The sequence below is a fragment of the Streptomyces sp. NPDC001980 genome (genome assembly GCF_040296885.1).
Classification (GTDB): domain Bacteria; phylum Actinomycetota; class Actinomycetes; order Streptomycetales; family Streptomycetaceae; genus Streptomyces.
Genome location: NZ_JBEOYD010000029.1, coordinates 87,106 through 113,640, shown reverse-complemented (window position 1 = coordinate 113,640; position 26,535 = coordinate 87,106). Strand labels below are relative to the sequence as shown.

Below are 26,535 nucleotides of genomic sequence, written 5' to 3'. Positions count from 1 at the left end.
CCCGAACCCAGCCCCCCACCCTCCGGACCCCTACCCCAGCCCGGTCCCCACCCCCCAACCACCCCCAGGACCCGAACCGATCCCACCACCCCAGCCCCCCACCCCAACACCCCCCGCCCCCTCCCCGATCCCGGGCCCAGACCCCACACCCAACCCAGAACCAGGCCCACCCCTGACCTGAGCAAATCCCCCGAAACCCCCGAGCAGCCACACCCCACGGGCACCCACCCCAGGGGCGCGGGGAACTGCGCGAAACCCCACGACGCACCGGCACTCGACCGGCGGGCTCAGCCCGCCTCCAGGGGCGCGGGGAACTGCGCGAAACCGCAGCCCACCCGCACCCCGCAGACGGCCGGGCCTACGCCGTGACCTCCGAGCGGTCCCCGCCCCACAGCGTGTGGAACGAGCCCTCCCGGCCCACCCTCCGGTACGTGTGCGCCCCGAAGAAGTCCCGCTGCCCCTGCGTCAGCGCCGCAGGCAACCGCTCCGCCCGCAACGCGTCGTAGTACGCCAGCGCCGCCGAGAAGCCGGGCACGGCGACCCCCTCCCGCGTCGCCGCGATGATCACCTCACGCCAGTCGTCCTGCGCCTGCGCGATCTCCCGCGCGAACGTCTCGTCCGACAGCAGGCTCGGCAGATCCGCCCGCGTGTTGTACGCCGCCCGGATACGGTCCAGGAACGCCGCCCGGATGATGCAGCCGCCCCGCCAGATCGAGGACACCGCCCCGAGGTCGATGTCCCAGTCGTACTCGTCGCTGCCCGCCTGGATCTCGTGGAAGCCCTGCGTGTACGACACGATCTTCGACGCGTACAGCGCCTGCTCCACCCGGTCCGCGAACGCCGCCGCCTCCGCCTCGGGCAGCGCCGTCGGCTTCGGTCCGGCCAGGCCCCGGGACGCGTCCCGCAGAGCGGCGTGACCGGACAGCGAGCGGGCGAAGACCGCCTCGGCGATGCCCGACACCGGCACACCCAGGTCGAGCGCGATCTGGACCGTCCAGCGCCCGGTACCCTTCTGCTCCGCCTGGTCCACCACCACGTCCACGAACGGCTTGCCGGTCGCGGCGTCCACGTGCGCCAGCACCTCCGCCGTGATCTCGATCAGGTACGAGTCGAGCCGGCCCGTGTTCCAGGTGCGGAAGATGTCCGCGATCTGCGCGGGGGAGTACCCGGCGACGTCGCGCAGCAGCTGGTACGCCTCGCCGATCAGCTGCATGTCGGCGTACTCGATGCCGTTGTGCACCATCTTCACGAAGTGCCCGGCCCCGTCGGGGCCGATGTGCGTGACGCACGGCGCGCCGTCGGCCGCCTTCGCCGAGATCTTCTCCAGCATCGGGCCCAGCGAGTCGTACGACTCCTTCGGCCCGCCCGGCATGATGCTCGGCCCGTGCAGCGCGCCCTCCTCACCGCCGGACACGCCCATGCCCACGAAGTGGATGCCCTGCTCGCGCAGCGCCTTCTCGCGGCGCCGGGTGTCCGCGAAGTGCGCGTTGCCGCCGTCGATGATCATGTCGCCGGGCTCCAGGAGCGGTGCGAACTCCTCGATCACCGCGTCCGTCGGACCGCCCGCCTTGACCATGATGACCAGCCGGCGCGGCCGTTCCAGCGCCGCCACGAACTCCTTGGCGGTCTCGGCCGCGATGAAGTCGCCCTCGTCCCCGAAGTTCTCCACCAGCTCGTGTGTCTTCGACACCGTGCGGTTGTGCAACGCCACCGTGTAGCCGTTGCGCGCGAAGTTCCGGGCGAGGTTGCGGCCCATGACCGCGAGACCCGTGACGCCGATCTGCGCCGAAGTGCTCATACCGCCTGCTCCTCAAGAATCAAGTCGATCCCGTAGAACGTGCAAGGGATGCTGCCGCCGCTCATGCCCGCCAGTATTGCCCAAAGGCCATCCTGACCCGCCGTTCGACCGGCCGCACTTGCAGATACGGACCACACCGGCCCGACGGCTCAGTAACCTCGTGAAACGCTTCCCGGCAGTCCCGCCGGCCCCGTACGGCTGATGGCGCGTCAACGCCGGTCCCCGCCGCATCCGTTCGGGCGTGACCGCCGAGCCCCCAGGGACAAGAGGCGGCTGATTGCCGTCTTGTCATGGCCTGTTCGGGACGCTTACTTTTGGCCTTCCTGACGCGCGTGGCGAGGGGGGCTTCCGACATGGCCGATCGCGGCCGGCACCGCCGGTACCAGCCGAACAGGATCAACCGTGCCTCGCTCACCGTGACGGCGGGCGGTGCCGGCCTCGCGCTCCCGCTCGCCGCCGCCGGAAGCGCCGACGCGGCCTCCGTGTCCACCTGGGACCGGGTCGCCGCCTGCGAGTCCAGCGGCGACTGGGGCATCGACACCGGCAACGGCTTCTACGGCGGGCTCCAGTTCACCCAGTCCACCTGGGAGGCCTACGGGGGCACGAGGTACGCGCCGCGCGCCGACCTCGCCACCAAGGACCAGCAGATAGCGGTGGCGGAGAAGGTCCTCGACGGCCAGGGGCCGGGTGCCTGGCCCGTCTGCTCGGTGCGGGCCGGGCTCACCCGCGGCGGCGACACCCCCGACGTGCACACCGAGAGCGCCGCCACCCACCCCGCGACGAACCACGCCGCGAAGAATTCGGCCAAGAGTTCCACGAAGAGTTCCGTACGGGACGTACAGCCGCAGACCACGCCGCAGTCCCGGGCCGGCCGGGCCGAGATGTACACCGTGGTGCACGGCGACACCCTCTCCGGGATCGCCGACGAACACGACGTGGCCGGGGGTTGGCACCGGCTGTACGCGGCCAACCGGACGACGGTCGGCTCCGACCCCGACCTGATCCTGCCGGGACAGCGGCTGAGCCTGACGGGCCGGGCCGCGAAGTCCGCATCGGCGGCGAAGAAGGCGGCCGCAAAGACCAAGGCCCACCCGAAGACCGAGGCCAGGACGGAAACCAGGACCAAGGGCGAGAAGACGAAGGCCGGCACCCACACCGGCCACACCCTCGTCGCCCCCGTCGACGCCCCGATCGGCACCGGCTACCACGTGTCCGGCTCGCACTGGTCGAAGGGCTACCACACCGGTGTCGACTTCCTCGCGCCCACCGGCACCTCCGTGAAGGCGGTCGAGGCCGGGCAGGTCGTCACGGCGGGCTGGGGCGGCTCCTACGGCTACCAGGTGGTGATCCGGCACGCCGACGGCCGCTACACGCAGTACGGCCATCTGTCGGCGATCTCCGTGCGGGCCGGGCAGAGCGTGTCCACGGGCCAGCGGATCGGCCGCTCGGGCTCCACCGGAAACGCCACGGGCCCGCATCTGCACTTCGAGGTGCGGACGGGGCCCGGTTTCGGCACGGACATCGACCCGGTCGCCTATCTCCGGGCCGGCGGCGTCAGGATCTGATCCGCGCACGGCGCCGGTCCAGGAGCGGACCGTGCACGTAGTCGGCGGCGGGCAGCAGCACGTCGGCCACGTCCGCGACCACGTCCGGCGCCGCGGACCCCGACCGCTGCTGCGGCATCTCGACCAGTGAGGCGGCCTCCGCCGACCTGACCACCTGCGCCGGCTCCGCCTGCGCCACACCGCCGCGCTCCGCGCCGGCCAGACCCGCCTCGGCCAGTTCCACCAGCGCCTCGACCAGCGGCTCGGGCGAGACCTCGGCCAGGGTGGGCTCCGGTACCGGCCGGGCCGGGTGCGGGGTGTGCTCGATGCGCTCGGTCGTGAGCAGGATCAGGCCGCCCGCCGCCACCACACCGCAGCCCAGTGCCAGCAGGGTGCCCGTCGTGCCGTAGCGGAACGTCTCGCCGAACATCGTGATGCCGACCGCGGCGGCCAGCACCGGGTTGACCACGGTCAGCGTGGCCAGGGGCGCCGCGAGGCCGCCGCCCCGGTAGGCGGCCTGGGAGATCAGGACCCCCGCGACGGCGTAGGCGCCGATCACGGACAGCCAGAGCAGGTCGGCGGTGGCGATCCCGCCGTCCCAGTCGATCGCCACGACCTTGGTGAACACCGAGGACATGCCGAACGCTATGCCGGACGCGGTGGCGAGCAGCACGCTGCGCACCGCCGGGTGCCGGTGCGCGGCCCGGCCCGCGATCATCAGCGCGACGACCGCCCCGCCGGTGACCAGCGCGACCCCGATCCGCCCGGCGGAGTCCAGGGTGTGCGAGTCGGAGGAGCCGACCAGGGAGAGCAGACCGGCCAGACCGACGGTCGCCATGATCGCGCCCCGCCAGGCGGTCGTCCCGGCCCGGCGGCCGACGAAGAGCGCCGCCATGGGCAGGGCGAACACGATGGTGAGCGCGCCCAGCGGCTGGACCAGGCTCAGCGGGCCGTAGGCCAGGGCCACGACGTGCAGCAGGCCGCCGAGGCCGTTGAGCGCCATCGCGCCCCACCAGCTCGGGCGGCGCAGCGGCGCGTACTGCTCGTCGGGGGAGGAGACCGCCACCTGCTCCTGCACGATCGCTCCGCCGGCGTAGGCGACGGCGGAGATGAAGGAAAGCAACACGGACAACGCGAGGGCGCTCATGCGCGGCTCCTCTGCGTCAGGCGGGGCCGTTCGGCCCCGCGCGGTGATCGGTCGGCTTCCATGAGCAACACTCTGCCCGTCCGTGTGCTTCCCGTCGTCGTACCTGAGCACCTAATGGGTCCTACTACCGATGGAGTACGACGGGATTCTGATCATCCCCAGGGTGGGGGCCGCCGGGTGGAGGCGGTGTGCGCCCGGAAGCCCGGGAACCCTGGTACTACTGCTGTTCGTGGACCTGTTCGAGGACCTGGACCCCGATCTCGCCGCGCTCCACGCGCTCGGCGGCTTCTTCGTCCTGCGTACGGTCCGACCGGCGGTAGGAGGCACCGACGTGACGCGGATCGGCCAACTCGCGACCCTGGCAAAGGGCTATAAAAAACTCACATCGGATGTTTACGGTAATATCCTAACTTTCCGTGTTGAGGCCGTTTCGAGGAGTCTGCGCACCGCCGAGCCCCGGGTCGCCGCCTCCATCGCCCATCAGGCGCTGGCCGCCCGGCTCTGGTCCGTCGCCCTCGGCTGCGCCGTCCGCTACGGCCGCCTCCCCGACCTCGACCCGGGCCTGCTCCGCTGGGACGCCGCCGCCGGGGCCCCCGACGACCTCTGGCTCACCGAGGTGCGCGCGCTGCCCCGCGGCACCGACCCGGCCGCGCTCGCCGACACGGTCGTACGGGTCGTCGTACACGGCCATCTCGAACCTCTCGGAGCAGCCCTGCGGGACCGCTACGGTCTCGCCGCCGGCCTGCTGTGGGGCAACGCCGGCTCCGCGCTGGCCGGTGCCGCACGGGAGCTGGACCGCTGGGCGCGTGCGAACGACTGTGCGGATTCGGTCACCCGGACCCGCACCCTCGCCGACGCCCTCTTCGCGCACCCCCTGCTGAGCGCCACCGGCACCCGCACCGGCCTGGCCTTCCGGCGCCGCAGCTGCTGTCTCTACTACCGGGTACCGGGCGGCGGGGTCTGCGGTGACTGTTGTTTCACACAACCACCGCGCTCTTCCCCGCGCGCCGCATCTGGGTGACCATGGAACAACCGGCCGTGGAGAGCGAGGGGTTGCGGGTGCGAGTCGGACTGCTGACCCGGGAGTACCCCCCGGACGTCTACGGCGGCGCGGGTGTTCACGTGGAGTTCCTCGCCCGTGAGTTGCGGCCCCTGGTCGACCTGGAGGTGCACTGCTGGGGCGAGGGCCGCGGGGTCGGCGTCGTCCGGCACCGCCCCTGGTCCGCCCTGGACACCGCCAACGACGCGCTGCGCACCTTCTCCGTGGACCTCGCCATGGCCGCGGGTCTCGAAGGCCGCGAACTCGTCCACTCCCACACCTGGTACGCCAACCTCGCCGGCCACGTGGCCAAGATGCTCTACGGCGTCCCGCACGTGGTGACCGCCCACTCGCTGGAGCCGCTGCGGCCCTGGAAGGCCGAGCAACTCGGCGGCGGCTACGCCCTGTCGAGCTGGGCCGAGCGCAGCGCGATCGAGGCCGCCGACGGCGTGATCGCCGTGTCCGGGGCGATGCGCACGGACATCCTCGACTGCTACCCCGCCCTGGACCCGGCGAAGGTCCACGTCGTCCACAACGGCATCGACACCGCCCTCTACCGCCCGGACCGCGGCACTGACGTGCTGTCCCGGATCGGCATCGACCCCGGCCGCCCCTACGTGCTGTTCGTCGGCCGTATCACCCGCCAGAAGGGCGTGCCCCATCTGCTGCGCGCGGTACGGGACATCGATCCGGCGGCGCAGGTCGTGCTGTGTGCGGGCGCGCCCGACACCCCGGAGATCGACCGGGAGTTCCGCGAGCTGTTCGCGGAGCTGAGCCGGGTCCGCGAGGGCGTGCACTGGATCCCGCAGATGCTGCCGCGCGCCGACGTCATCCAACTCCTCACCCACGCGGCCGTGTTCGCCTGTCCCTCGGTCTACGAGCCGCTCGGCATCGTCAACCTGGAGGCGATGGCCTGCGGCACGCCCGTGGTGGCGTCCCGGGTCGGCGGTATCCCCGAGGTCGTCGAGGACGGCAAGACGGGCCTGCTGGTCGACCTGGACGACGACTTCGAGGGGGGCCTGGCGCAGGCGCTGGACGCCGTCGTCGGGGACCGGGAGACGGCCCGGCGGATGGGCGAGGCCGGACGGGAGCGCGCCGTGGGGGAGTTCGGCTGGGACGCGGTCGCCCGGCGCACGGTCCGGCTCTACGAGGAGATCCTCAAACAGGCGTAACGCCAGGCGTAACGAACAGGCCGCCTGTTCGACGTCATCCCGGTGCAGGCTTAGCGGGTGTGCTCCCAGGGCAAGCATGGAGCACCAGGGTGAGGGGAGCGGCCATGCGTCGTGGTGGACCTTCGGTACTCGGGATCGTGCTGGCCGGCGGGGAGGGCAAGCGCCTGATGCCGCTGACCGCCGACCGGGCGAAACCAGCGGTCACCTTCGGCGGTACCTACCGCCTGGTCGACTTCGTGCTGTCCAACCTCGTCAACGCGGACGTGCTGCGCATCTGCGTGCTGACGCAGTACAAGTCGCACTCGCTGGACCGGCACATCACCACCACCTGGCGGATGTCCAGCCTGCTCGGCAACTACGTCACCCCCGTCCCGGCGCAGCAGCGGCTCGGCCCGCGCTGGTACCTGGGCAGCGCGGACGCCATCCTGCAGTCCCTCAACCTCGTCCACGACGAACAGCCCGACTACGTCGCGGTGTTCGGCGCCGACCACGTCTACCGCATGGACCCACGGCAGATGCTCGAGCAGCACATCGAGGGCGGCGCCGGGGTCACGGTCGCGGGCATCCGCATCCCGCGCGTGGAGTCCTCGGCGTTCGGAGTGATCACCCCGGGCTCGGACGGGCAGACGATAGAGACCTTCCTGGAGAAGCCCGCCGACCCGCCGGGCCTGCCGGACGCCCCGGACTGCGTCTTCGCCTCCATGGGCAACTACATCTTCAGCACCAAGACCCTGGTGGAGGCCCTGTACCGGGACGCCGAGGACGACGACTCGGTGCACGACATGGGCGGCTCGATCCTGCCCCAGCTCACCGCCCGCGGCGAGGCCCAGCTCTACGACTTCGGCACCAACCACGTGCCCGGCGAGACCAGCCGCGACCGCGGTTACTGGCGGGACGTCGGCACCCTCGACGCGTACTACGACGCCCACATGGACCTGATCGCCGAGCGGCCCGCCTTCAACCTGTTCAACCGCAGCTGGCCCATCTACACGCACTCGTACCAGCTCTCCCCGGCCCGCTTCAACGCGGGTGGCATGGCGAGCGAGTCCATCATCAGCGCCGGCTGCCTGATCCGGGGGCAGGTCACCCGGTCCGTGCTGTCCCCGGGGGTGCGGGTCGACCCGGGCGCGGTGGTCCAGGGGTCGATCCTGCACGACAACGTCATCGTGGGCCGGGGCGCGGTGGTGCGCGGCGCGGTCCTGGACAAGAACGTCGAGGTCCCGCCCGGCGCGACGATAGGCGTCAACCCGGACCGGGACACCGAGCTGTACACCGTCTCCAAGGGCGGGGTCATCGCCCTCGGGAAGGGGCAGATCGTCTCGTAGCCCCCGAGCGCACCCCAACTCGGGCGCGACGCGCTGCGAGTGAAAAACCATCATTTGCCGGACTTTGCGGTCCTCTCCCCTCACGATGCAGACAGCGATGTCGAACTGTCGAGCTTCGGAGGTCGTCCGACATGAGAGGGACCCGGCGCACACGGCTGTGCCTCGCCGGCCTGCTGACAGCGTCCGCGCTGCTCACCGGCCCCGCCGCGGGGGCCGCCGAACCGGCCGACGGCCGCCTCGCCGATCTGGTGAACCCCTTCATCGGCAGCCAGGACGAGGGCAACACGTTCCCCGGCGCGGCCGTGCCCTTCGGCATGGTGCAGTTCTCCCCGGACACCGGGCACAGCACCGGCTACGACTACACCCAGCACCGGATCCGCGGCTTCTCCCTGGTCCACCTCTCCGGCGTCGGCTGCGCCATCGGCGGCGACCTGCCCGTGCTGCCCACCACCGGGGACGTCACGCAGACGGACTACGCCAGGTACGCCGCCGGGTTCGACCACGCCGACGAGGCGGCGAGCCCCGGCTACTACCGCGTCGGCCTCGACTCGGGCGTGACGGCCGAGCTGACCGCGACCGCCCGCACCGGCGTCCAGCGCTACACCTTCCCCGCCACCGGCCGGGCGAACGTCCTGCTCAACGCGCACCAGGCGCTGCACAAGCCGGTCAGCAGCGACGTCGAGATCCTCGACGACCACACCGTACGCACCCGCATCACCGGCCACGGCTTCTGCCGCGAGACCGCCCCCTACACCGTCTACACGGTCACCCGCTTCAGCCGCCCCTTCACCGCGTACGGCACCTGGAACGGCACCGAGGTCACCCCCGGCGCCCGCACCGGAGCCGACGGCGCCTACGTCCGCTTCGACACCACCCGGGACCGTACGGTCGAGGCGACCACCGCCCTGTCGTACGTCGACGCGCACGGCGCCGAGGTCAATCTGCGCGCCGAGGGCGGCCGTTCGTTCGACGCGGTACGACAGGACGCGCGGGACGCCTGGGAGCGGCGGCTCGCCGACGTCCGCGTCCAGGGCGGCTCCCCGACCCAACGCCGAACCTTCTACTCGTCCCTGTACCGCACCTTCCTCGCGCCCAACGTCGGCGAGGACGCCGACGGCCGCTACACCGGCTGGGACCGCCGGATCCACCGTGCCCAGGGGTTCACCTACTACCAGAACTGGTCGCTCTGGGACACCTACCGCACCCAGGCCCAGGCACTGGCCCTGCTCGCCCCGCGCGAGGCCCGCGACATGGCGCTGTCGGTGCTGAAGATCGACGAGGAGGGCGGCTGGCTGCCCAAGTGGGGCTACGGCACGGTCGAGACGAACATCATGACCGGCGACCCGGTCACCCCGTTCCTGACCACCGCCTACCAGCTGGGCCTGCTCAAGGGCCACGAGGAGCGGGCCTACCGGGCGCTGAAGAAGAACGCCGACGGCGTGCCGCCGGCCGCCAACGCCGGGGTCGGCCGCGAGGCCAACGCCGAGTACCTCGCCGACGGCTTCGCGCCGTACCTCAAGGGCCGCCCGCACACCAAGGTGGGCGACTCCGACTACGACCACGGCGCCTCCGTCACCCTGGAGTACGCGCTGTCCGACGCGATGCTCGCCCAGATGGCCCGGGACCTCGGCCATGTCGAGGACGCGGCCCGCTACGCCACCCGGGCGCAGAACTACCGCAACGTCTTCGACCCCTCCACCGGCTTCTTCCGTGCCCGCGACGCCTCCGGCGCCTTCACCGGCAACCCCGACCCGGCCCGCGGCATCGGCTTCCACGAGGGCACCGCCTGGCAGTACCAGTGGCTCGTCCCGCAGGACCTGCCCGGCGTGATCTCCCTGATCGGCGGCGAGCGGGCCACCAACGCACGGCTCGACTCCTTCTTCGCCTACGACAGGCTGCTCGCCGACCCGGCGAAGACCGCGCGGGACGTGTGGGTGCACGGCAACGCGTACACCTACTACAACGCGGCCGTCTACAACCCCATGAACGAGCCCGACCTGATCGCCCCGTACACCTACCTCTCCACCGGCCAGCCCTGGAAGACCACCGACGTGGTGCACGCGGCGCTGACCCTGTTCACCGACGGCCCGACCGGGATGACCGGCAACGACGACCTCGGCACCATGTCCGCCTGGAACGTCCTGTCGTCCCTCGGTCTCTTCCCGGTGCAGCCCGGCTACGGGACCTGGGGCCTGTCCACGCCCGTCTTCGACCGGGCCGACGTCCGCCTCGACCGCCGCTTCTGGCCGAGCGGCGGGTTCACGGTCACCGCACCGGGGACCTCCGCCGACCAGCGGTACATCCAGAAGGCCCGCGCCGACGGCACCGACTACGGCCGTACCTATCTGACGACCGGTGCGCTGCGCTCCCTGCGGTCGCTGGCGTTCACGGTCGGCCCGCGCCCGTCAGAGTGGGGTACGTCACCCGAGGCGGGACCACCGGCGCTGAAGTGACCTCAGGTGTCGCATGAGCCCCGCCTCTTTCGGAGGAGGCGGGACTTAATCTGCTGTTAACTGAGCGTAGCGTGATCGTACTTGCCCGTAATCATGAGTCGGCGTTTGACTGCTGATCCACCCTCCGTCAACGCGAGGCACCCTTTTCGATGACTGCGACTGCTGACCTGCTCGCGCCGCTGGATCTGGCGTTCTGGAACATCGAGTCCGAGCAGCACCCGATGCACCTCGGCGCGCTGGGCGTCTTCTCGGCGCACTCGCCGACCGCCGGCGCGCACGCCGCCGACCTGCTCGCGGCCCGGGCCGCGGCGGTACCCGGACTGCGCATGCGCATCAGAGACGTCTGGCAGCCGCTCGCGTTCGGCAGTGCCGCCCGCGAGACCGACCCGGACTTCGACCCCCTGAACCACGTCCGGCTGCACGCCCCGACCGCCGACTTCCAGGCCGTCGCCGGCCGCCTGATGGAGCGTCCGCTGGAGCGCGGCCGGCCGCCGTGGGAGGCGCATGTGCTGCCCGGCGAGGACGGGGTGTCCTTCGCGGTGCTGTTCAAGTTCCACCACGCCCTCGCCGACGGGCTGCGCGCCCTCAAGCTGGCCGCCGGTGTCATGGACCCGCTCGACCTGCCCGTGCGCACCCCCCGCTCGATCGAGCCACCGCGCTCGATGCTGGGGCTGCCCGACGTGCGCAGGCTGCCCGAGCTGGTGCGCGGTGCCCTCTCGGACGTGGGCCGGGCCCTCGACATCGGCGCCTCGGTCGCCCTGTCCGCCCTCGGGGTGAGCTCCTCGGCCGCGCTGAAGTCCGAGCCCTCCGGTACCCGGAGCATCGCCGGGGTCGACCTCGACATCGACGACGTGCACCGCGTCCGCAAGGCCGTCGGCGGCACCGTCAACGACGTCCTGATCGCCGTCGTCGCCGGCGCCCTGCGCCGCTGGCTGGACGAGCGCGGCGACGGCACCGAGGGCGTCGCCCCGCGCGCCCTGATCCCCGTGTCCAGGCGCCGCCCGCGCACCGCGGCCCCACAGGGCAACCGGCTCTCCGGGTACCTGATACGGCTTCCGGTCGACAACCCGGACCCGCTCGCCCGCCTCGACCGCGTCCGCACGGCGATGGTCCGCAACAAGGACGCCGGCCCCAACCGGGGCGCCGGTGCCGTCGCCCTGCTCGCCGACCACGTGCCCGCGCTCGGACACCGGCTCGGCGGGCCGCTCGTCGGCCAGGCCGCCCGGCTCTGGTTCGACATCCTGGTCACCAGCGTGCCGCTGCCCGGCGTCGGCCTGCGCCTCGGCGGCCACCCGCTCACCGCCGTCTACCCGCTGGCCCCGCTCGCGCCCGGCCAGTCCCTCGCGGTCGCCATCTCGACGTACCGCAACCACGTCCACTACGGCCTGGTCGCCGACGCGAGCGCCGTCCCGGACCTCGACGTGCTGGCCCGCGCGGTCACCGACGAGGTGGACTCGCTGATCGCGGTCTGCGATCCATGATCCGGTCGGGTTTGGAGGTATTGCCCGGCGCTCCGTAAAATTCCCGGTTCGAAAGCGGGCGCGAGTCGGAGCGCCGCTGGTGGATCAGGGAAGCGGCAGCGCGATGACGGTGACACAGGACGGCCCGGCGGCCGAGGACGCGGTGCAGGCCGTGGACGAGGGCGTGGTCTACGGCCCCGGCATCGACCCCGAGCGGCTCGCCGTCTGCCTCGGCGTGCTCGCGGAACTGGACGAGCTGGAGGTCGACCACCCGGACGCCATCGCGGTGCGCCGGGCCACGGCCGGCATCTACCGCACGGTCAAGCAGCGCCGTCGCCAGGAGCGCCGGGCCGCCAAGACCGCCCACGACAAGGCGGTCACCGAGGCCACCGCGACCGGCTCCGCCCAGCGCATCGACGACGAGACCGAGGGCCTGCTGCCCTCCTCCCGGACCGAGGAGGGCAGGGTCGCGGGGATACTCCAGCGCCCGCGCTCCTGCTACACCTGCAAGACCCGCTACGTCGAGGTCGACTACTTCTACCACCAGCTCTGTCCGGACTGCGCACAGCTGAACCGCGCCAAGCGCGACGCCCGCGCCGACCTGACCGGCAAGCGTGCCCTGCTCACCGGCGGCCGCGCCAAGATCGGCATGTACATCGCGCTGCGGCTGCTGCGCGACGGCGCCCACACGACGATCACCACGCGGTTCCCGAAGGACGCCATCCGCCGGTTCAAGGCGATGGAGGACTCGGCGGACTGGCTGCACCGCCTGGAGGTCGTCGGCATCGACCTGCGCGACCCGGCGCAGGCCGTCGCCCTCGCGGAGCAGGTCAGCGCGGCCGGCCCGCTCGACATCCTGATCAACAACGCGACCCAGACGGTACGCCGGCTGCCGTCCGCGTACGCGGCCCTGGTCGAGGGCGAGAGCGCCCCGCTGCCCGCCGGTGAGCTCCCCGCCCACCAGGTCATCGGCGCCTTCAACTCGGGTGCCGTGGACGGTCTCGCCGCGCTGCCCCTCGGCATCAGCGGCCTGGACGCGCAGCAGGTCGCCGACCTCGCCCTCGTCGCGGGCAACGCCAGCGTGGCCCGGCACCTCGACGGCACCGCCATCGACGCGGGCGGCCTCGTCCCGGACGTCGTGGACACCAACACCTGGGTGCAGACCATCGACCAGATCTCCCCGGTCGAGCTCCTGGAGACCCAGCTCTGCAACTACACGTCGCCGTTCATCCTGATCAGCGCGCTCCGACCGGCCATGGCGGCGGCCGCGAAGCAGGCGGCGCGCGGCCGGTCGTACGTCGTCAACGTGTCGGCGATGGAGGGCGTCTTCGGCCGCGGTTACAAGGGCGCCGGGCATCCCAACACCAACGCGGCCAAGGCCGCCATGAACATGGTCACGCGGACCAGCGCGACAGAGATGTTCGAGACCGACGGCATCCTCATGACCTCCGTCGACACGGGGTGGATCACCGACGAGCGGCCGCACTTCGACAAGCTGCGGCTGGCCGAGGAGGGCTTCCACGCCCCCCTCGACCTGATCGACGGCGCGGCCCGCGTCTACGACCCGATCGTGCGCGGCGAGGAGGGCGACGACGTGTACGGGGTCTTCCTGAAGGACTTCGAGCCGGGCAAGTGGTGAGCGTCGCTTGACCGTGCGGGTGCGTGGGGGCTGGTCGCGGAGTTCCTCCCCCAGCCTTCGGCCGGGGGTACCCCCAGCGCCCCTTCAGGTAGGGATACGCGCCGCTCTCACCCTCGTACCGCCGTCCACCAGTACGTCTGCTCCCGTCACCCACCCCGCCGCGTCCGAGGCCAGCCACAGCACCGCCCCCGCCACGTCCTCCGGTTCCCCGATCCGCCCCAGTGGCAGCCCGGCGGCGATTTCCTGCTCCCGTGGCTCCCACATGAAGCGGGCCATCTCCGTGCGCACCAGCCCCGGCGACACCGAGTTCACGCGCACCCGGGGTGCCAGTTCGCCCGCCAGCTGCTGGGTGAGATGGAGCAGCGCCGCCTTGCTGGTGCCGTACGCGCCCACGTGGGGGCCGACATGGGCCGCGCCCTCCGTGCAGATGTTGATCACCGAGCCGCCGTGCTCCCGCATCCAGCCGCGCCACGCGCACTGCGTCAGCCGCAGCGGGGCCTCCACGTTGACCGTGAACGCCTCCCGCCACACCCCCAGGTCGGCGTCCATGAGGGGGCCGTACGGGCGGTTGGTCGCCGCGTTGTTGACGAGGATGTCCAGCCGCCCGAACTCGGTCAGCGCCAGCCGGGTCAGCTCCCGGGCGTGCTCCGGCTCGGCGACGCTGCCGGCCAGGCCGACCCCGCCCAGCCCGGCGGCCGTACGCCGCACCTCGTCCGGGTCCCGGGCGCTCACGCACACCAGCGCGCCGGCCGCCGCGAGCGCCTCGGCGACCGCGCGCCCGATGCCGCGGGTGCCGCCGGTGACGACGGCCGCCCGGCCCCGGAGCCCGTACGACGGCCCGTACGATGACGTCATCGCCGTACCGTCTCATGACGGGACGTCAGTCGACAGCCCCCAGGCGGGAGTTGCGGGCGGCGACCAGTTCAAGGACGGTCCGCCAGTCCTCCAGGACGCCCGCGTCGAAGCCCGCGGTGCGGCTCTCCTCGTCCGCCTGGCGCAGGCGCAGCACGTCGTCGTCGGTGGCGGCGCCGTTCCCGCGGACCAGGTGGTAGACGCGCTCCCCGAGCAGGTGGCGTACCGCGTGCGCGGCGCCGTCGGCGGGGCCGAGCAGTTCCTCGATGCCGTGCACCAGGCCCGCGACCTGGAGCTCCTTGTCGGCAGGGCGGCTGCGGCGCAGCAGTGCCGCGGTGCGCAGCGCGCGCTGGTGCCGGCAGGCGTACAGCAGATCCATCAGCTCCTCGACGCTGCGCAGCTCCATGCGTCAGTCCTTCCGCGAGACAGCCGTTGTCCTGTGTCATCGGATCATGCCGAGTTTTCGACCCGGCCAACGCAACCTGAACTGCACAGCCTGTTGTGGGCCTCGGCCCACCGTCCGGTGTGCCACGGCACCGGGCGGCGGGCCGGAGACGGTTCGGTCGATCGGCTCCAGCCGGCAGGGGGACGCCTTGCCCCGGACGAAGGTGTGGACGACGGTGTGGCGGGCGCCGTTGTCGATCCGTACCGTGTCGCCGCGGTGGAGGGTGCGGTGCCACTCCATCGCACCCTTGGTTGTGTCCGCGGGCGCACTGAGGCCGGGGGCGACCCTGATCATCACGTCACCGGACTGAAATTCCCCGGGCAGGGGGCACCGCTGCCCCGCGGGCACCGCAACCGGTCCTCGAATGATCAGCGCATCCGGTGATCCCGGGACAGCCTCGCCGGGTCGGCCTCGGTCACGGCCGTCCGGTGGTCCAGCTCCCAGCCCCTTCCGTACGCGGCGGCGAAGGAGTCCGCGCCCAGCGCGGCCCGTCCGCTGCGGGTGAGGTCGCACACCTGCGGGTCGGTGCGGTCGTGCGTGCCGCGCAGCCGGGAGGCGGCGCCGAGCCGGACCGCGGCCTGGTGATAGAGCTCACGCGCGTCGGCGAGCGCGGCCGTGTGCACCGCCACCAGGGCCAGGACGGGCAGGTCCCGGGTCCGCAGCGCCGCCGTGTAGGCCGTCGCCAGCGCCTTCTGCGCGCCGGCCGGATCGCCCGTCCGCAGGCAGAACGCGGCACGTGCGGTGCCCATCAGCGTCCGCGCGTGGTCCCCGGGGAAGGGGATGCCGTCGGGCAGCTCCCGTTCGGCCGCGTCGAGGAGTTCCCGCGCCCGGTCCAGCTCGCCGAGCCGCACCCGGAAGCCGGCCTCCCACGCGTCGACCAGGAACAGCATCGCCGGAGCCCGCGCGCGCAGCGCCCGCTCCCGGGCCGAGTCGAGCAACGCGATCACCAGGTCGGTGTCCCCGCGCCGTATGTGCAGGTCGATCCAGCGCAGGTCGCCGAAGACCGTGTCGGCGACGCTGAGCGAGCCGAACTCGTCCGCCAGCGACCGGGACTCGCGCAGGTCGGCCAGCGCGCCGTCGAGGTCGCCGTCGTACTGCCGCAGCCGGGCGCGCAGCGGAAGCGCCTCGGCCTGGCCCCAGCGGTCGCCGACCTGCCGGAAGCAGGCCAGCGCCGTCGCCACGTCGGCGCGCGTCCGGTCGAGTTCGCCCGCGTTCTCGGCGAACTGGGCGCGGAACATACGGGCCAGCCCGGCCAGCCACACGTCGTCGCCGTCGGCCAGCCGCTCGATGATCGCGGGCGTGGTCTTCTCGCCCTGCGTCCTCTCCGCCTGCAGGAAGGCGAGCGGGAGCGCGGCGAGCGCGCCGTACGGGCCGGGCAGCTCGGGGTACGCGAGCAGCCGGTCGGCCAGTTCGAGGATCCCGGCCCGGTCGTCCGCGGCCTCCCCGGTCGCGCCGGCCGGCCGGGCGTCGCCCCGGTTGAGCAGGTAGATCGCGTGGGCGCAGTCGCGCTCGGGCGTCGGCCCGCCGCCGGGCACCGCCAGCGCCTCGCCCAGCCAGTGGGCCGCGTCGGAGGTCCGGCCCAGCATCTGCCAGTACCAGGTCAGATCCAGGGCGAGCGAGAGGGCGCCGGGGGCGTCGCCGGTGTCGCAGCGCCGGCGCAGGGCGGCGAGCGTGTTGTCGTACTCGGCGCCGATCACGCGCAGGGCCGCCGGCTGGCCGGGTCCGCGCAGCTGGGGGTCGTAGCGGGCCAGCAGTGCGGCGAAGTGGCCGGCGGCCAGGTCGCGGACGGTGCCGAGGCCGTCCGTGGCGGCCAGCCGGTCGGTGCCGTACTCCCGCAGCGTCTCCAGCATCCGGTAGCGGCCCGGGTCGGGCGCGAGCTGCAGCAGCGACCGGTCGACCAGGCCCGCGAGCAGCTCGGGGACGTCCGCGGCCGGCACCGCCGTACCGGCGCAGAGGGCGGTGGCCGAGGCCGGAGTGACACCGCCGGGCAGGACCGAGACACGTTCGGCGACCGTGCGCTCGTGCTCGGTGAGCAGGCCCCAGCTCCAGTCGATGACCGCGCGCAGCGTGCGATGGCGGGGCAGCGCGGTCCGGCTGCCGGTGGTGAGCAGCCGGAACCGGTCGGACAGCCCGTCGGCCAGCTCGGGCAGCGACAGCGTCCGCAGTCGCGCGGCGGCCAGTTCGAGGGCCAGCGGCATCCCGTCCAGGGCGCGCACCACCTGTCGGACCTCGGGCAGCGTCGCCTCGTCCACCTCGAAGCCGGGGCGGACGGCCGCGGCCCGCTCGACGAACAGACGGACGGCCTCCGCCCGCCGTGCCTGTTCGACACCGTCGTCCGGGCCGGGCAGCCCGAGTGGGCCGAGCGGCACCAGCGCCTCGCCGTCGACCGCGAGGGGCTCGCGGCTGGTGGCGAGCACGCTCAGCCCGGGACAGCGGGGGAGCAGCGCCGTGACCAGGTGGGCCACGGCGTCGATCAGGTGCTCGCAGTTGTCGACGAGCAGCAGACTCTCCCGGCCGCCGAGCCGGTCCACCAGTACGTCCACTGCGTCGCCCTCGCCCCGGGTCCGGGACTCGAACATCACGCCGCCGCGCAGCCCGGTCCCGGCGAGCAGGGCCGCGCCCACCTTCGCCGGCTCGGTGACCGAGGCGAGGTCGATCATCCAGGCACCGTCGCGGTACGCCTCGCGTCGGCGGCGGGCGGCCTCGACGGCGAGCCGGGTCTTGCCGGCACCACCGGGACCGAGCACGGTGACCAGCCGGCCCGTGGCGAGCAGCGCGTCGATCCGGGCGAGGTCGTCGGCGCGCCCGACGAAGCCGGTCAGCGGCGCGGGCAGATGGCCGGCCGCGGTCCTAGGCGCGGGTGGTGGGCCAGGCGCGTTCCGCGCGGGGCCGGCGGCGGCCTGGCCGGGCCGCTCGGCTTGCAGCAGGCGCACATGGCGTTCGCGCAGGGCGGTGCCCGGGTCGGTGCCGAGTTCGTCGGCCAGGGTCGCGCGGACCTGTTCGTACCGGGCCAGGGCCTCGGCCCGGCGGCCCTGGGCGGTGAGCGCGTCCAACAGCAGCGCGGCCGCCCGCTCGTGGACCGGGTGCCCGGCGAGCAGCGCGGTCAGCCGGGCGGCGGCCGCGTCGGCACGGCCCAGGGACAGCTCGGCGTCGGCGAGGCCGACCACGGCCTCGACCGAGGCGTGCGCCAGCCGGGTCGCGACGGCGGGCGCCACCGCGGCGACGGCCGGCGGCTCCGCGCCCGGGGGATCGCCCCACAGCGCCACCGCCTCGCCGAGCACCGCCGCCGCGGCATGGCGGTCCCCGGCACGCAGGCGGTCCCGGCCGGCGGCGGCGAGCCGCTCGAACCGCAGCGCGTCCACGTCGGCCGCGTCCACGTCCAGCCGGTAGCCGCCCGTGGCCTGCGCAACGCAGCCGGCCGAGCCGAGGGTCCGGCGCAGCCGTGACACGAGGGCCTGCAGGGCGTGGGCGGGGTCGGCCGGCGGCTCCTCGGCCCAGATCGCGTCGGCCAGAACGCCCGGTGCGACCGCGCGACCGCCCGCGAGGGCCAGCCGTACGACGAGTGCCTGCAACCGCGCACCCGCGACGGGCAGGGCGGCGTCATCGCGGGACACCTGGAAGCCGCCGAGCAGCGTGATGCGAAGCCGCGTGTCGCCGTCCATCCCCCGATCTTCCCGTGCGCGTCCTCAAGTCCCCAAATCGGTGCGCTGCCCTGGCTTTCGGCCGACGGCACGGTGGTGTCAGCGCCGTGTGAGCCGCTGTCGGCGCCGTGTGAGCCCCGTGTGAGCGGCCCGCGTCAGGCTTCGAGTGCCTGCCTGTCCGCAGGTGGCCGGCCGGGGTTCGCCAGGCGGTCCGATCACTGGGGAGCCACCATCATGAACAGCCCTGTCACGATCACCGGCGCCGGACTCGGCGGGCTCGTCCTGGCCCGCGTCCTGCACGTCAACGGCATCCCGTCCAGGGTCTACGAGGCCGATCCCTCGCCGGCCGCGCACCAGCAGGGCGGAATGCTCGACATCCACGACCACAACGGGCAGCTCGCCCTCCAGGCGGCCGATCTGATGGACGAGTTCCACGCCGTCGTCGAGGGCCGCCAGACGGTCGACATGATCAACGGGCAGGGCCGGTGAGCCGCGTGTACGACGTGACGATCGTGGGCGCGGGCCCGGTCGGCCTGTTCCTCGCCTGTGAGCTGGGCCTGGCGGGCTGCTCCGTCCTGGTGCTCGAACGGGAGCCGGAGCCCCGTTCGCCGTGGAAGGCGCACCCGCTCGGGATGCGGGGGCTGTCCGCCGCGTCGGTGGCGGCCTTCCACCGCCGCGGGATGCTGCACCGGTTGCTGACGGCCTCCGGGGTCGACGAGACCCCCGGCGAGGACTCCGACACGGACGAGCCGTCGCCCCCGCGGAGTGTGGGCCACTTCGCCGGCATGATGCTCGATCCGGCCGACGGCGACGTCACCGCCTTGCCGTTCCGGCTGCCCGGCCCGGCGTCCGAGGGCGTGATGACGAGCCTCGAAGCGGTCGAGACGGTGCTGTCCGAGCGGGCGGCCGAGCTCGGCGTGGAGATCAGACGCGGCGTCACGGTCTCGGGCGTCACCCAGGACGACGAGAGCGTGGTCGCGCGGGCCGGCGAGCACGCGTACACGGCGCGCTGGCTGGTCGGCTGCGACGGCGGCCGCAGCGCGGTGCGCGGGCTCGCGGGCTTCGAATTCGTCGGCAGCGAACCGCAGTTCACCGGCTACGTCATGCTCGCCACCGTCGCCGGTCCGGAGAAACTGCGCCCCGGGTTCCATCTGACGCCGACGGGCATGTACCTGCGGATGCCGGCGGTGGACTACATCGGCATGCTGGACTGCGACGGCGGCGCGTACGACCGCTCCCAGCGGCCGTCCCGCGCACATCTCCAGACGGTGCTGCGCCGGGTGTCCGGCACCGACACGATGCTGAGCGACGTCCGGCTCGTCTCGACCTTCACCGACCGGGCGATGCAGACGACGACCTACCGGAAGGGACGCGTCCTGCTCGCGGGAGACGCCGCGCACATCCACTCGCCCCTCGGAGCACAGGGACTCAACCTCGGCATCGGCGACGCGATGAACGTCGGCTGGAAACTCGCGGCGACCGTGCGCGGTCACGCCCCGGACGGGCTCCTCGACACCTACACCCGCGAACGCCGTCCGATCGGCGCGGCGGCGCTCGACTGGACGCGCGCACAGACCGCGGCGATGAAGCCGGACGCGCACGGCCAGGCGGTCCAGCAGGTGATCCGTGACCTGATCGGGACGCGGGACGGAACGACCTACGTGTTCACGAGGGCATCGGGCTCTGCGAACCGCTACGACCTGGGCAGCGAGCACCCGCTCGTCGGCCGTGACGCGCCGGACCTGCGGCTGGCGGACGGCACCCGCCTCGCGGATCTGCTGCGGGACGGACGCGGCGTCGTACTCGATCTCGGCACCGACCGGTCCCTGCACGGTCCGGCCACCCGCCGGGAGAGCCGCATCCGGTATGCGGCCGGGCCGGCCCGGAACGGCCTCGGACTGCGTGCCGTGCTGGTCCGGCCCGACGGCACGGTCGCCTGGGCAACCGCCGGAGACCCCGACCACGCAGAGTTCGAGCAGACCGCGGACCGTTGGTTCGGTGCCGCCGACCGCAGGGAGCACGCATGACCATCACCCTCGGGCCGGGGAGCACCGTGATGTTCACCGGCGACTCGATCACCGGCAGCGGGCGGCTGGAGGGCGAGCTGCCGCTCGGATCCGGCTATGCGCTGCGCATCGCGGGAGAGTGGGGACTGCGGCACCCGGACCGGGCCGTGACCTGGCTGAACACCGGGATCGCCGGCAACACGGTGCGGGACCTCGAAGCACGGTGGCGGACGGACGTGCTCGACGTCCGCCCGGACGTGGTGTCGATCCTCGTCGGTATCAACGACGTCGGCCGGCCCTCGTACGACCCGGACGGCCATGCGGTCTCCACGCAGGAGTACGCGGCGGGTCACGACCGCCTGCTCGCGCCCCTCGCCGAGGCCGGCGCCGAACTCGTCCTCATCGAGCCGTTCCTGCTGCCGGTCCGCGGCGGCATCGAGGTCGGGGACGTGATCCTCGACGAAGAGGTCCGCAGGCGGTGGCGGGCCGATCTCGACCCGAAGATCCAGGCCGTGCGCGAACTCGCCCGCACCCATGGCGCGCAACTGCTCGCCGCCGACGGCCTGTTCGCCCAGCTCGCCGCGACGACCGCACCGGAGTACTGGACCGCGGCCGGCGTACACCCCACGCCGTCCGGCCACGCCGCCCTCGCGGAGGGCTGGCTGCGCCTGGTCGCGTGACACCTCCCTGGCAGACGCACCGTGTTTTCGAAGCTATGTGCGAATTAAGTAGATGGGCGGGTGAGGCGTAAACGGGGCATGATGTTACAAACAGGTTCATTTGCGAGTCGCCGAAATGCGGAGCGACTCGCGATAGTTACACCTTGTTTGCACTCCCTATCGAGCGGACCCCCGCTCATTTGGTTAATCTATAGGGGACGGACAGCAACAAGGGGTCCCACCCACACCCACGGTCCGTCCTGGGACGAGTCGGTCGACAGCGGCCTGCTCTCTTGTGAGTTACCGGCGCCACCGCGTCCGAACTGGCCTTCCATCCAGACCCGAGCGGGCGCCCGGCACCGGAACGCAGACCGTCCGGCACGCCCCGAGGGTGACCGACACATAAGGAGTGCGCGGTGACACCGGAGAAGACGAATCGCGAGCAGCGCCCCAAGGAACGCACGGAGCGCGCGGGCAGCCGGCCCGGACAACTCGGCAGCCTGGACGTGTGGGCCCGGTCCGCCCCGATCCGCCTCGCGGGTTACGAGGAGGATCTCGCCGAGCCCCACATCCTGCCGAGCGTGGACTGACCGGCAGGTCGGTCCCGTCGCGATCGCCGACGCGCATGGGCGTGCGAGACTCACGCCCATGCTGATCAGAGAAGCCACCGCGGCCGACTGGCCGCAGATCTGGCCCTTCTGGCACCGGATCGTCGCCGCCGCCGAGACCTACGGATGGGACCCCGGCACCTCGGAGCAGGCGGCCCGCGCCCTGTGGATGAGCCCGGCCAAGCGTGTCTACGTCGCCGAGGACCCCACCGGAACCGTCGTCGGCTCCGCCTACCTGACCCCCAACTACGGGGGACCCGCGGCGGGCGTCGCCGACGCCGGCTTCATGGTCGACCCCGGCCACGGCGGCCAGGGCATCGGGCGTGCCCTCGCCGAGCACGTTCTCGCCGAGGCCCGGTCACACGGCTACCGGGCGATGGTCTTCAACGCCGTCGTGGAGACCAACCCCGCCGTGGCCCTGTGGACCTCCCTCGGCTTCACCATCCTCGGCACGGTCCCGCAGGCCTTCGACCACCCGAAGCACGGACCGGTCGGCCTGCACATCATGTACCGCGCCCTGTGACCGGGCCGGTCCGCACCTCGGAGTCCTAGCCGATCAGCGCCTCGGACACGCGCCACAGCCGGGCCGCGTTGTCCCGGTCCAGGGCGTACGGCGCGACCCCGCCGACGGCACCGGCCCGCTCGGTGACCGGCTCGGCCGCCGCGCAGTCCTCGAAGTAGCGGCCGCTGACGCCCGCCACGGTCGGCGAGCCGGCCAGCAGCACCGAGGTCGCGGCGCCCTGTTCCACCGTCTTCTGCGGCGGCAGCGCGATCTCGCCCGAGGCGATGAACTCCTCGATCTGCCGCATGTCCATGTGCCGGGCCAGGTTGGTGTCGGCGATGTTCCCCGGCATCAGGGCGTTGGCCGTGATGCCGTCGTCGGCCCAGCGCTCGGCCGCGGCCACGGCGAAGAGGATGTTGGCGGTCTTCGACTGGCCGTAGGAGGTCCACGGGTCGTAGGGGCGGAACCGGTAGTCCAGGTCGTCGAAGACGACGGGGGAGAAGAGGTGGCCGGTGGAGCTGACCGAGACGATCCGGGCGCCGTCCGCCGCCGCCAGCGCCCGGTGCAGGCCGGTGGTGAGGGCGAAGTGGCCCAGGTGGTTGACGCCGAACTGCTGCTCGCGGCCGTCGGGGGTGCGGGTGACCTCCTGCGGAGCCATCACACCGGCGTTGTTGACCAGGATGTGCAGCGGGCCCCGCCAGTCGGCCACGAAGTCCGCGACGGTCGACCGGTCGGCGAGGTCGAGCCGCCCCACGGTCAACTCGCCTGAGCCGGGCGGCAGTTCCGCCTTCAGGCGGGCCACCACACGGTCGCCCGCCTCGGTGTTGCGCACGGCCAGGGTGACGTCGGCGCCGGCCGCGGCGAGCGCGCGGGCCGTCTCCACGCCGATTCCGGAGCTGGCTCCGGTCACCACGGCCCGCCGGCCGTGCAGGTCCACGCCGTCGATGACCTCGGCGGCGGTGGTGGTGGCGCCGAAGGCGTCGGTGGTCTGGGGTACGGACATGAGGGATGTCTCCTGTTGATGTGTGGGGGGTGTGGCCGGGGCGTGCCGCGGCCTGGTCACCGGGAGGAAGCCGGCGTGATGTCCGGGGGTGTGTACCGAGGGTGGGGCGGCGTCGGCGGTCAGCCGTTCAGGGTCCCCATGTGCTCCGGCGCGTAGCGCTCGCCGGTGACCACGCCGTGCGGGGCGACCGCCTCGATGGCGGCGAGGTCGTCCGCGGTGAGGGTGATCCCGGTGGCGGCGATGTTCTCCTCCAGGTAGCGCCGGCGCTTGGTGCCGGGGATGGCGACCGCGCCCTGCTGCTGGACCCAGGCCAGGGCCAGTTGGGAGGGGGTGACGCCCTTGCCGGCGGCGAGCCGGCGGACCTCGCCGACCACGTCGAGGTTGCGCTGGAAGTTCTCGCCCTGGAAGCGCGGGTCGGTACGGCGCCAGTCGTCCGCGGTGAAGTCGTCCGGGCTGGTGATCGCGCCGGAGAGGAAGCCGCGCCCCAGCGGGGAGTAGGCGACCAGGCCGATGTTCAGCTCCCTGAGGGTGTCCAGGACGCCGTTGTGCTCGATCCCGCGCTCGAAGAGGGAGTACTCGATCTGCAGGGCGGTGACCGGGTGGACGGCGTGGGCGCGCCGGATGGTCGCCGCCGAGGCCTCGGAGAGGCCGATGTGCCGGATCTTGCCCTCGGCGACCAGCTCGGCCAGGGCGCCGACGGTGTCCTCGATCGGCACCTCGGGGTCGATGCGGTGCAGGTAGTAGAGGTCGACGTGGTCGGTGCCGAGGTGGCGCAGCGACCGGTCCAGGGCGTGCCGCACGTACTCCGGGGTGCCGTTCAGGCCGACCACCTGGCCGTCGTCGGTGATCTCGACGCCGGTCTTGGTCGCGACCACGGCGGACTCCCGGCGCCCGGCCAGCGCCTTGCCGAGCAGTTGCTCGTTGACGAAGGGGCCGTAGCTCTCCGCGGTGTCCAGCAGGGTGACGCCGAGTTCCAGCGCCCTGTCGATGGTGGCCAGCGACTCGGTCTCGTCGGTGGCGCCGTAGAAGACGCTCATGCCCATGAGGCCGAGGCCCTGGACGCCGACGGTCAGGCCCTGGCCGCCCAGTGCGCGCTGTTCCATGAGGTTCCTCAATTCCATAACTAACTGGATAGATACCTTGACCGTAGCCCCGCCTTCCGGCCATGTCAATAACTAGATAGTTACTTGGTAGGGTGGTGGTCATGTCACGGGATTCCAGCGCCACCAAGGCCCGGCTGCTCGACGCGGCCTTCAGCGAATTCGCCGCCTACGGCATCGCCGGTGCCCGGGTGGACCGGATAGCCGAGGCCGCGGGAGCCAACAAGCGGTTGATCTACGTCTATTTCGGCAACAAGGAACAGCTCTTCGACGAGGTGCTGACACGGGCGATGACGGCGGGCGCGGAGTCCGTGCCGTTCGACGTCGAGGACCTGCCCGGCTACGCCGGCGCGATCTTCGACCACCTGGTCGCCCGGCCGGACCTGATGCGCCTGCGACTGTGGAAGCTGCTGGAGCGCCCCTCCGCCACCGGACTCGAACAGGACGCGTTCCGGAACAAGGCGGCCCTGGTGGCCGAGGCGCAGCAGCGCGGCGACCTCGACCCGGCCATGGCCCCCGACGACCTTCTGACCATGGTCCTCGCCGCGGCCCAGGCCTGGTTCTGGGCCGCCGAGGGCGTCGACCCCAAGGAGGTCGGCGAGTCCTGGCCCGCGGAGCGGCTCGCCCTGCACCGCGCGGCGGTCGTGGAGGCGGCCCGCCGGCTGACCGAGCCGAAGCGGTCATAGCACTCCCCAGGGGCACCACGAGCCGCAAAAGTCCCGTGAACCGCAGAACCGTGGTGCCCGTAGCCTCCTCTGCCTGATTCTTCGCGAGGCGGAGGAACCTCATGCTGTCCCCTGACAAGAACACCGTGTTGACCAGCTTCGGGCGGGGCACACCGGCCGGAGAGATGCTGCGCCGCTACTGGTGGCCGATCGCTTTCTCGGCCGACCTGGCCGCTCCCGACGTACGCAAGGTCCGGCTCCTCGGCGAGGACCTGGCGCTCTTCCGGCAGGCCGACAGGAGCGTGCACGTGCTCGCCGACCGCTGCCCGCACCGCGGTGCCGCGCGAGGCCGCCGAGGTCTTCGGTGAACTCGGGCTCGAACCGCTGGTGCCGGAGGCCAAGGACGGGCTCGCCCTGATCAACGGAACCTCCTTCAGCTCCGCCTTCGCGGTCCTGGCCACCGTCGCCGCCGAACGGCTCGCCGCGGTCGCCGCCCTGTGCACGGCGATGGCCTCCGAGGCGCTGCTCGGCAACCGGGGGCACTTCGCCTCGTTCCTCCACGAGGCGAAGCCGCACCCCGGGCAACTCGCCGGGGCCGAGCTGATCGCACAGCTGCTCGCCGACTCCCGGCTCGCCCTCCCGCACAGCCAGGTGCTGGACCTCAACGACCCGCTCGACGACGCCGGTTTCCAGCACCTGCGCCGCAGCATCCAGGACCGCTACTCGATCCGCTGCGCACCCCATGTCATCGGCGTGCTGATCGACACGGCGACCTGGGCGACGCGGTGGCTGAGCATCGAGATCAACTCGTCCAACGACAACCCGCTGTTCGACGTGGACGGCGGCACGGTGCACAGCGGCGGCAACTTCTACGGCGGACACGTGGTCCAGGCCATGGACTCCCTCAAGACGGCCGCGGCCAACATCGCCGACCTGCTGGACCGCCAGGTCGAGCTGCTGGTGGACGAGAAGTTCAACAACGGGCTCACCCCCAACCTGATCGTCCCCGCCGAGCAGGACTCCTGGGAGGCGGGGCTGCACCACGGCTTCAAGGGCATGCAGCTGGCGTGCTCGGCCGTCACGGCGGAGGCGCTGAAGGGCACCAACCCGGCCAGCGTGTTCTCCCGGTCCACGGAGGCCCACAACCAGGACAAGGTCAGCATGGCGCCGATCGCGGCCCGTGACGCGCGCACGGTCATCGGACTGGTGGAGGAGGTCGCCGCGATCCATCTGCTCACCGCCTGCCAGGCGCTGGACCTGCGCGGCGCCGAGCTCATGGGTTCGCGGACCCGGGCCGCGTACGAGCTGATCCGCGCCCGCGCGCCGTTCGTCGACACGGACCGGCGGATGGACGTGGACATCGCGGCCGTGGTGGACCTGATCCGCTCCGGCGCCCTTGACGAACTGACGTAGCGCCCCGAAGGGGCGCTGGGGGCACCCCCGGCCGAAAGCTGGGGGAGGAACTGCGCGACCGGCC

General features: G+C 72.6%; 21 protein-coding genes and 1 pseudogene. 15 read left to right on the top strand and 7 right to left on the bottom strand.

Annotated features, from left to right (window positions below):
* Positions 1-358 precede the first annotated feature (358 nt).
* Positions 359-1,798, bottom strand: a complete 1,440-nt coding sequence (gnd, locus tag ABT137_RS35115; RefSeq protein ID WP_351715177.1) for an NADP-dependent phosphogluconate dehydrogenase — start codon at positions 1,796-1,798, stop codon at positions 359-361.
* 353 nt (positions 1,799-2,151) lie between these two features.
* On the opposite strand from gnd, the gene ABT137_RS35110 reads away from it, so the two are divergent.
* Entirely contained in the window at positions 2,152-3,363 is a 1,212-nt protein-coding gene (locus ABT137_RS35110) for a transglycosylase family protein (RefSeq protein WP_351715176.1), read from the top strand.
* Here ABT137_RS35110 and ABT137_RS35105 read toward each other — a convergent pair.
* Entirely contained in the window at positions 3,353-4,489 is a 1,137-nt protein-coding gene (locus ABT137_RS35105) for a DMT family transporter (protein WP_351715175.1), read from the bottom strand. The genes ABT137_RS35110 and ABT137_RS35105 overlap by 11 nt on opposite strands.
* Positions 4,490-4,700: 211 nt before the next feature.
* Between ABT137_RS35105 and ABT137_RS35100 the strand changes: the two genes are divergently transcribed.
* From ABT137_RS35100 to ABT137_RS35075, 6 genes are all read left to right on the top strand, one after another.
* A complete protein-coding gene (locus ABT137_RS35100; protein ID WP_351715210.1) occupies positions 4,701-5,510 on the top strand; it encodes a (2Fe-2S)-binding protein in 810 nt (269 codons plus the stop codon).
* Between the two features lie 38 nt (positions 5,511-5,548).
* On the top strand, positions 5,549-6,700 hold the full coding sequence (gene glgA / locus ABT137_RS35095) for a glycogen synthase (protein ID WP_351715209.1): 1,152 nt from the start codon (positions 5,549-5,551) through the stop codon (positions 6,698-6,700).
* 104 nt (positions 6,701-6,804) lie between these two features.
* Positions 6,805-8,025 carry a glucose-1-phosphate adenylyltransferase gene (glgC, locus tag ABT137_RS35090; protein ID WP_351715174.1) on the top strand — a complete coding sequence of 407 codons (1,221 nt, stop codon included), beginning with the start codon at positions 6,805-6,807 and terminating at the stop codon, positions 8,023-8,025.
* 131 nt (positions 8,026-8,156) lie between these two features.
* Positions 8,157-10,478, top strand: coding sequence for a GH92 family glycosyl hydrolase (locus ABT137_RS35085; RefSeq protein WP_351715173.1), 2,322 nt, complete (start codon positions 8,157-8,159; stop codon positions 10,476-10,478).
* A 149-nt stretch (positions 10,479-10,627) separates the two neighbouring features.
* Positions 10,628-11,959, top strand: a complete 1,332-nt coding sequence (locus ABT137_RS35080; RefSeq protein WP_351715172.1) for a wax ester/triacylglycerol synthase family O-acyltransferase — start codon at positions 10,628-10,630, stop codon at positions 11,957-11,959.
* Between the two features lie 103 nt (positions 11,960-12,062).
* Positions 12,063-13,577, top strand: a complete 1,515-nt coding sequence (locus ABT137_RS35075) for an SDR family NAD(P)-dependent oxidoreductase (protein ID WP_351715171.1) — start codon at positions 12,063-12,065, stop codon at positions 13,575-13,577.
* 84 nt (positions 13,578-13,661) lie between these two features.
* On the opposite strand, the gene ABT137_RS35070 is transcribed toward ABT137_RS35075, so the two are convergent.
* The 3 genes from ABT137_RS35070 to ABT137_RS35060 form a co-directional block, all read right to left on the bottom strand.
* Positions 13,662-14,432 carry an SDR family oxidoreductase gene (locus ABT137_RS35070; protein ID WP_351715170.1) on the bottom strand — a complete coding sequence of 257 codons (771 nt, stop codon included), beginning with the start codon at positions 14,430-14,432 and terminating at the stop codon, positions 13,662-13,664.
* A gap of 25 nt (positions 14,433-14,457) precedes the next feature.
* Positions 14,458-14,835, bottom strand: coding sequence for a hypothetical protein (locus tag ABT137_RS35065; protein WP_351715169.1), 378 nt, complete (start codon positions 14,833-14,835; stop codon positions 14,458-14,460).
* Positions 14,836-15,242: 407 nt separating this feature from the next.
* Positions 15,243-18,536: an ATP-binding protein gene (locus tag ABT137_RS35060; protein WP_351715168.1), complete on the bottom strand. Its 3,294-nt coding sequence runs from the start codon at positions 18,534-18,536 to the stop codon at positions 15,243-15,245.
* A gap of 213 nt (positions 18,537-18,749) precedes the next feature.
* Here ABT137_RS35060 and ABT137_RS35055 point away from each other — a divergent pair.
* From ABT137_RS35055 to ABT137_RS35035, 5 genes and pseudogenes are all read left to right on the top strand, one after another.
* Positions 18,750-18,998: pseudogene (locus ABT137_RS35055) on the top strand (FAD-dependent oxidoreductase); the annotation flags it as partial.
* An 11-nt stretch (positions 18,999-19,009) separates the two neighbouring features.
* Complete coding sequence (locus tag ABT137_RS35050) at positions 19,010-20,542, top strand: FAD-dependent monooxygenase (RefSeq protein ID WP_351715167.1); 1,533 nt, start codon at positions 19,010-19,012, stop codon at positions 20,540-20,542.
* Complete coding sequence (locus ABT137_RS35045) at positions 20,539-21,201, top strand: SGNH/GDSL hydrolase family protein (RefSeq protein ID WP_351715166.1); 663 nt, start codon at positions 20,539-20,541, stop codon at positions 21,199-21,201. Before ABT137_RS35050 ends, ABT137_RS35045 begins: the two co-directional genes overlap by 4 nt.
* A 395-nt stretch (positions 21,202-21,596) precedes the next feature.
* On the top strand, positions 21,597-21,770 hold the full coding sequence (locus tag ABT137_RS35040) for a hypothetical protein (protein ID WP_189267454.1): 174 nt from the start codon (positions 21,597-21,599) through the stop codon (positions 21,768-21,770).
* Between the two features lie 58 nt (positions 21,771-21,828).
* Positions 21,829-22,311, top strand: a complete 483-nt coding sequence (locus ABT137_RS35035; protein WP_351715165.1) for a GNAT family N-acetyltransferase — start codon at positions 21,829-21,831, stop codon at positions 22,309-22,311.
* A 25-nt stretch (positions 22,312-22,336) separates the two neighbouring features.
* Here ABT137_RS35035 and ABT137_RS35030 read toward each other — a convergent pair whose 3' ends face one another.
* Positions 22,337-23,293, bottom strand: a complete 957-nt coding sequence (locus ABT137_RS35030) for an SDR family NAD(P)-dependent oxidoreductase (protein ID WP_351715164.1) — start codon at positions 23,291-23,293, stop codon at positions 22,337-22,339.
* A gap of 119 nt (positions 23,294-23,412) precedes the next feature.
* Positions 23,413-24,396, bottom strand: a complete 984-nt coding sequence (locus tag ABT137_RS35025; protein ID WP_351715163.1) for an aldo/keto reductase — start codon at positions 24,394-24,396, stop codon at positions 23,413-23,415.
* A gap of 101 nt (positions 24,397-24,497) precedes the next feature.
* Between ABT137_RS35025 and ABT137_RS35020 the strand changes: the two genes are divergently transcribed.
* The 3 genes from ABT137_RS35020 (at position 24,498) to ABT137_RS35010 (ending at position 26,471) form a co-directional block, all read left to right on the top strand.
* The gene (locus ABT137_RS35020; RefSeq protein WP_351715162.1) at positions 24,498-25,079 is read left to right on the top strand and encodes a TetR/AcrR family transcriptional regulator; all 582 of its coding nucleotides are present in this window, start codon (positions 24,498-24,500) and stop codon (positions 25,077-25,079) included.
* A 101-nt stretch (positions 25,080-25,180) separates the two neighbouring features.
* On the top strand, positions 25,181-25,426 hold the full coding sequence (locus ABT137_RS35015; RefSeq protein ID WP_351715161.1) for a Rieske 2Fe-2S domain-containing protein: 246 nt from the start codon (positions 25,181-25,183) through the stop codon (positions 25,424-25,426).
* Entirely contained in the window at positions 25,395-26,471 is a 1,077-nt protein-coding gene (locus tag ABT137_RS35010) for an HAL/PAL/TAL family ammonia-lyase (RefSeq protein WP_351715160.1), read from the top strand. Before ABT137_RS35015 ends, ABT137_RS35010 begins: the two co-directional genes overlap by 32 nt.
* Positions 26,472-26,535: the final 64 nt, after the last annotated feature.

Coding starts and splice junctions, on each gene's coding strand:
- gnd (WP_351715177.1), bottom strand. CDS start 1,798: ATGAGCACTTCGGCGCAGATCGGCGTCACGGGTCTCGCGGTCATGGGC.
- ABT137_RS35110 (WP_351715176.1), top strand. CDS start 2,152: ATGGCCGATCGCGGCCGGCACCGCCGGTACCAGCCGAACAGGATCAAC.
- ABT137_RS35105 (WP_351715175.1), bottom strand. CDS start 4,489: ATGAGCGCCCTCGCGTTGTCCGTGTTGCTTTCCTTCATCTCCGCCGTC.
- glgC (WP_351715174.1), top strand. CDS start 6,805: ATGCGTCGTGGTGGACCTTCGGTACTCGGGATCGTGCTGGCCGGCGGG.
- ABT137_RS35085 (WP_351715173.1), top strand. CDS start 8,157: ATGAGAGGGACCCGGCGCACACGGCTGTGCCTCGCCGGCCTGCTGACA.
- ABT137_RS35080 (WP_351715172.1), top strand. CDS start 10,628: ATGACTGCGACTGCTGACCTGCTCGCGCCGCTGGATCTGGCGTTCTGG.
- ABT137_RS35075 (WP_351715171.1), top strand. CDS start 12,063: ATGACGGTGACACAGGACGGCCCGGCGGCCGAGGACGCGGTGCAGGCC.
- ABT137_RS35070 (WP_351715170.1), bottom strand. CDS start 14,432: ATGACGTCATCGTACGGGCCGTCGTACGGGCTCCGGGGCCGGGCGGCC.
- ABT137_RS35065 (WP_351715169.1), bottom strand. CDS start 14,835: ATGGAGCTGCGCAGCGTCGAGGAGCTGATGGATCTGCTGTACGCCTGC.
- ABT137_RS35060 (WP_351715168.1), bottom strand. CDS start 18,536: ATGGACGGCGACACGCGGCTTCGCATCACGCTGCTCGGCGGCTTCCAG.
- ABT137_RS35045 (WP_351715166.1), top strand. CDS start 20,539: ATGACCATCACCCTCGGGCCGGGGAGCACCGTGATGTTCACCGGCGAC.
- ABT137_RS35035 (WP_351715165.1), top strand. CDS start 21,829: ATGCTGATCAGAGAAGCCACCGCGGCCGACTGGCCGCAGATCTGGCCC.
- ABT137_RS35030 (WP_351715164.1), bottom strand. CDS start 23,293: ATGTCCGTACCCCAGACCACCGACGCCTTCGGCGCCACCACCACCGCC.
- ABT137_RS35025 (WP_351715163.1), bottom strand. CDS start 24,396: ATGGAACAGCGCGCACTGGGCGGCCAGGGCCTGACCGTCGGCGTCCAG.
- ABT137_RS35020 (WP_351715162.1), top strand. CDS start 24,498: ATGTCACGGGATTCCAGCGCCACCAAGGCCCGGCTGCTCGACGCGGCC.
- ABT137_RS35015 (WP_351715161.1), top strand. CDS start 25,181: ATGCTGTCCCCTGACAAGAACACCGTGTTGACCAGCTTCGGGCGGGGC.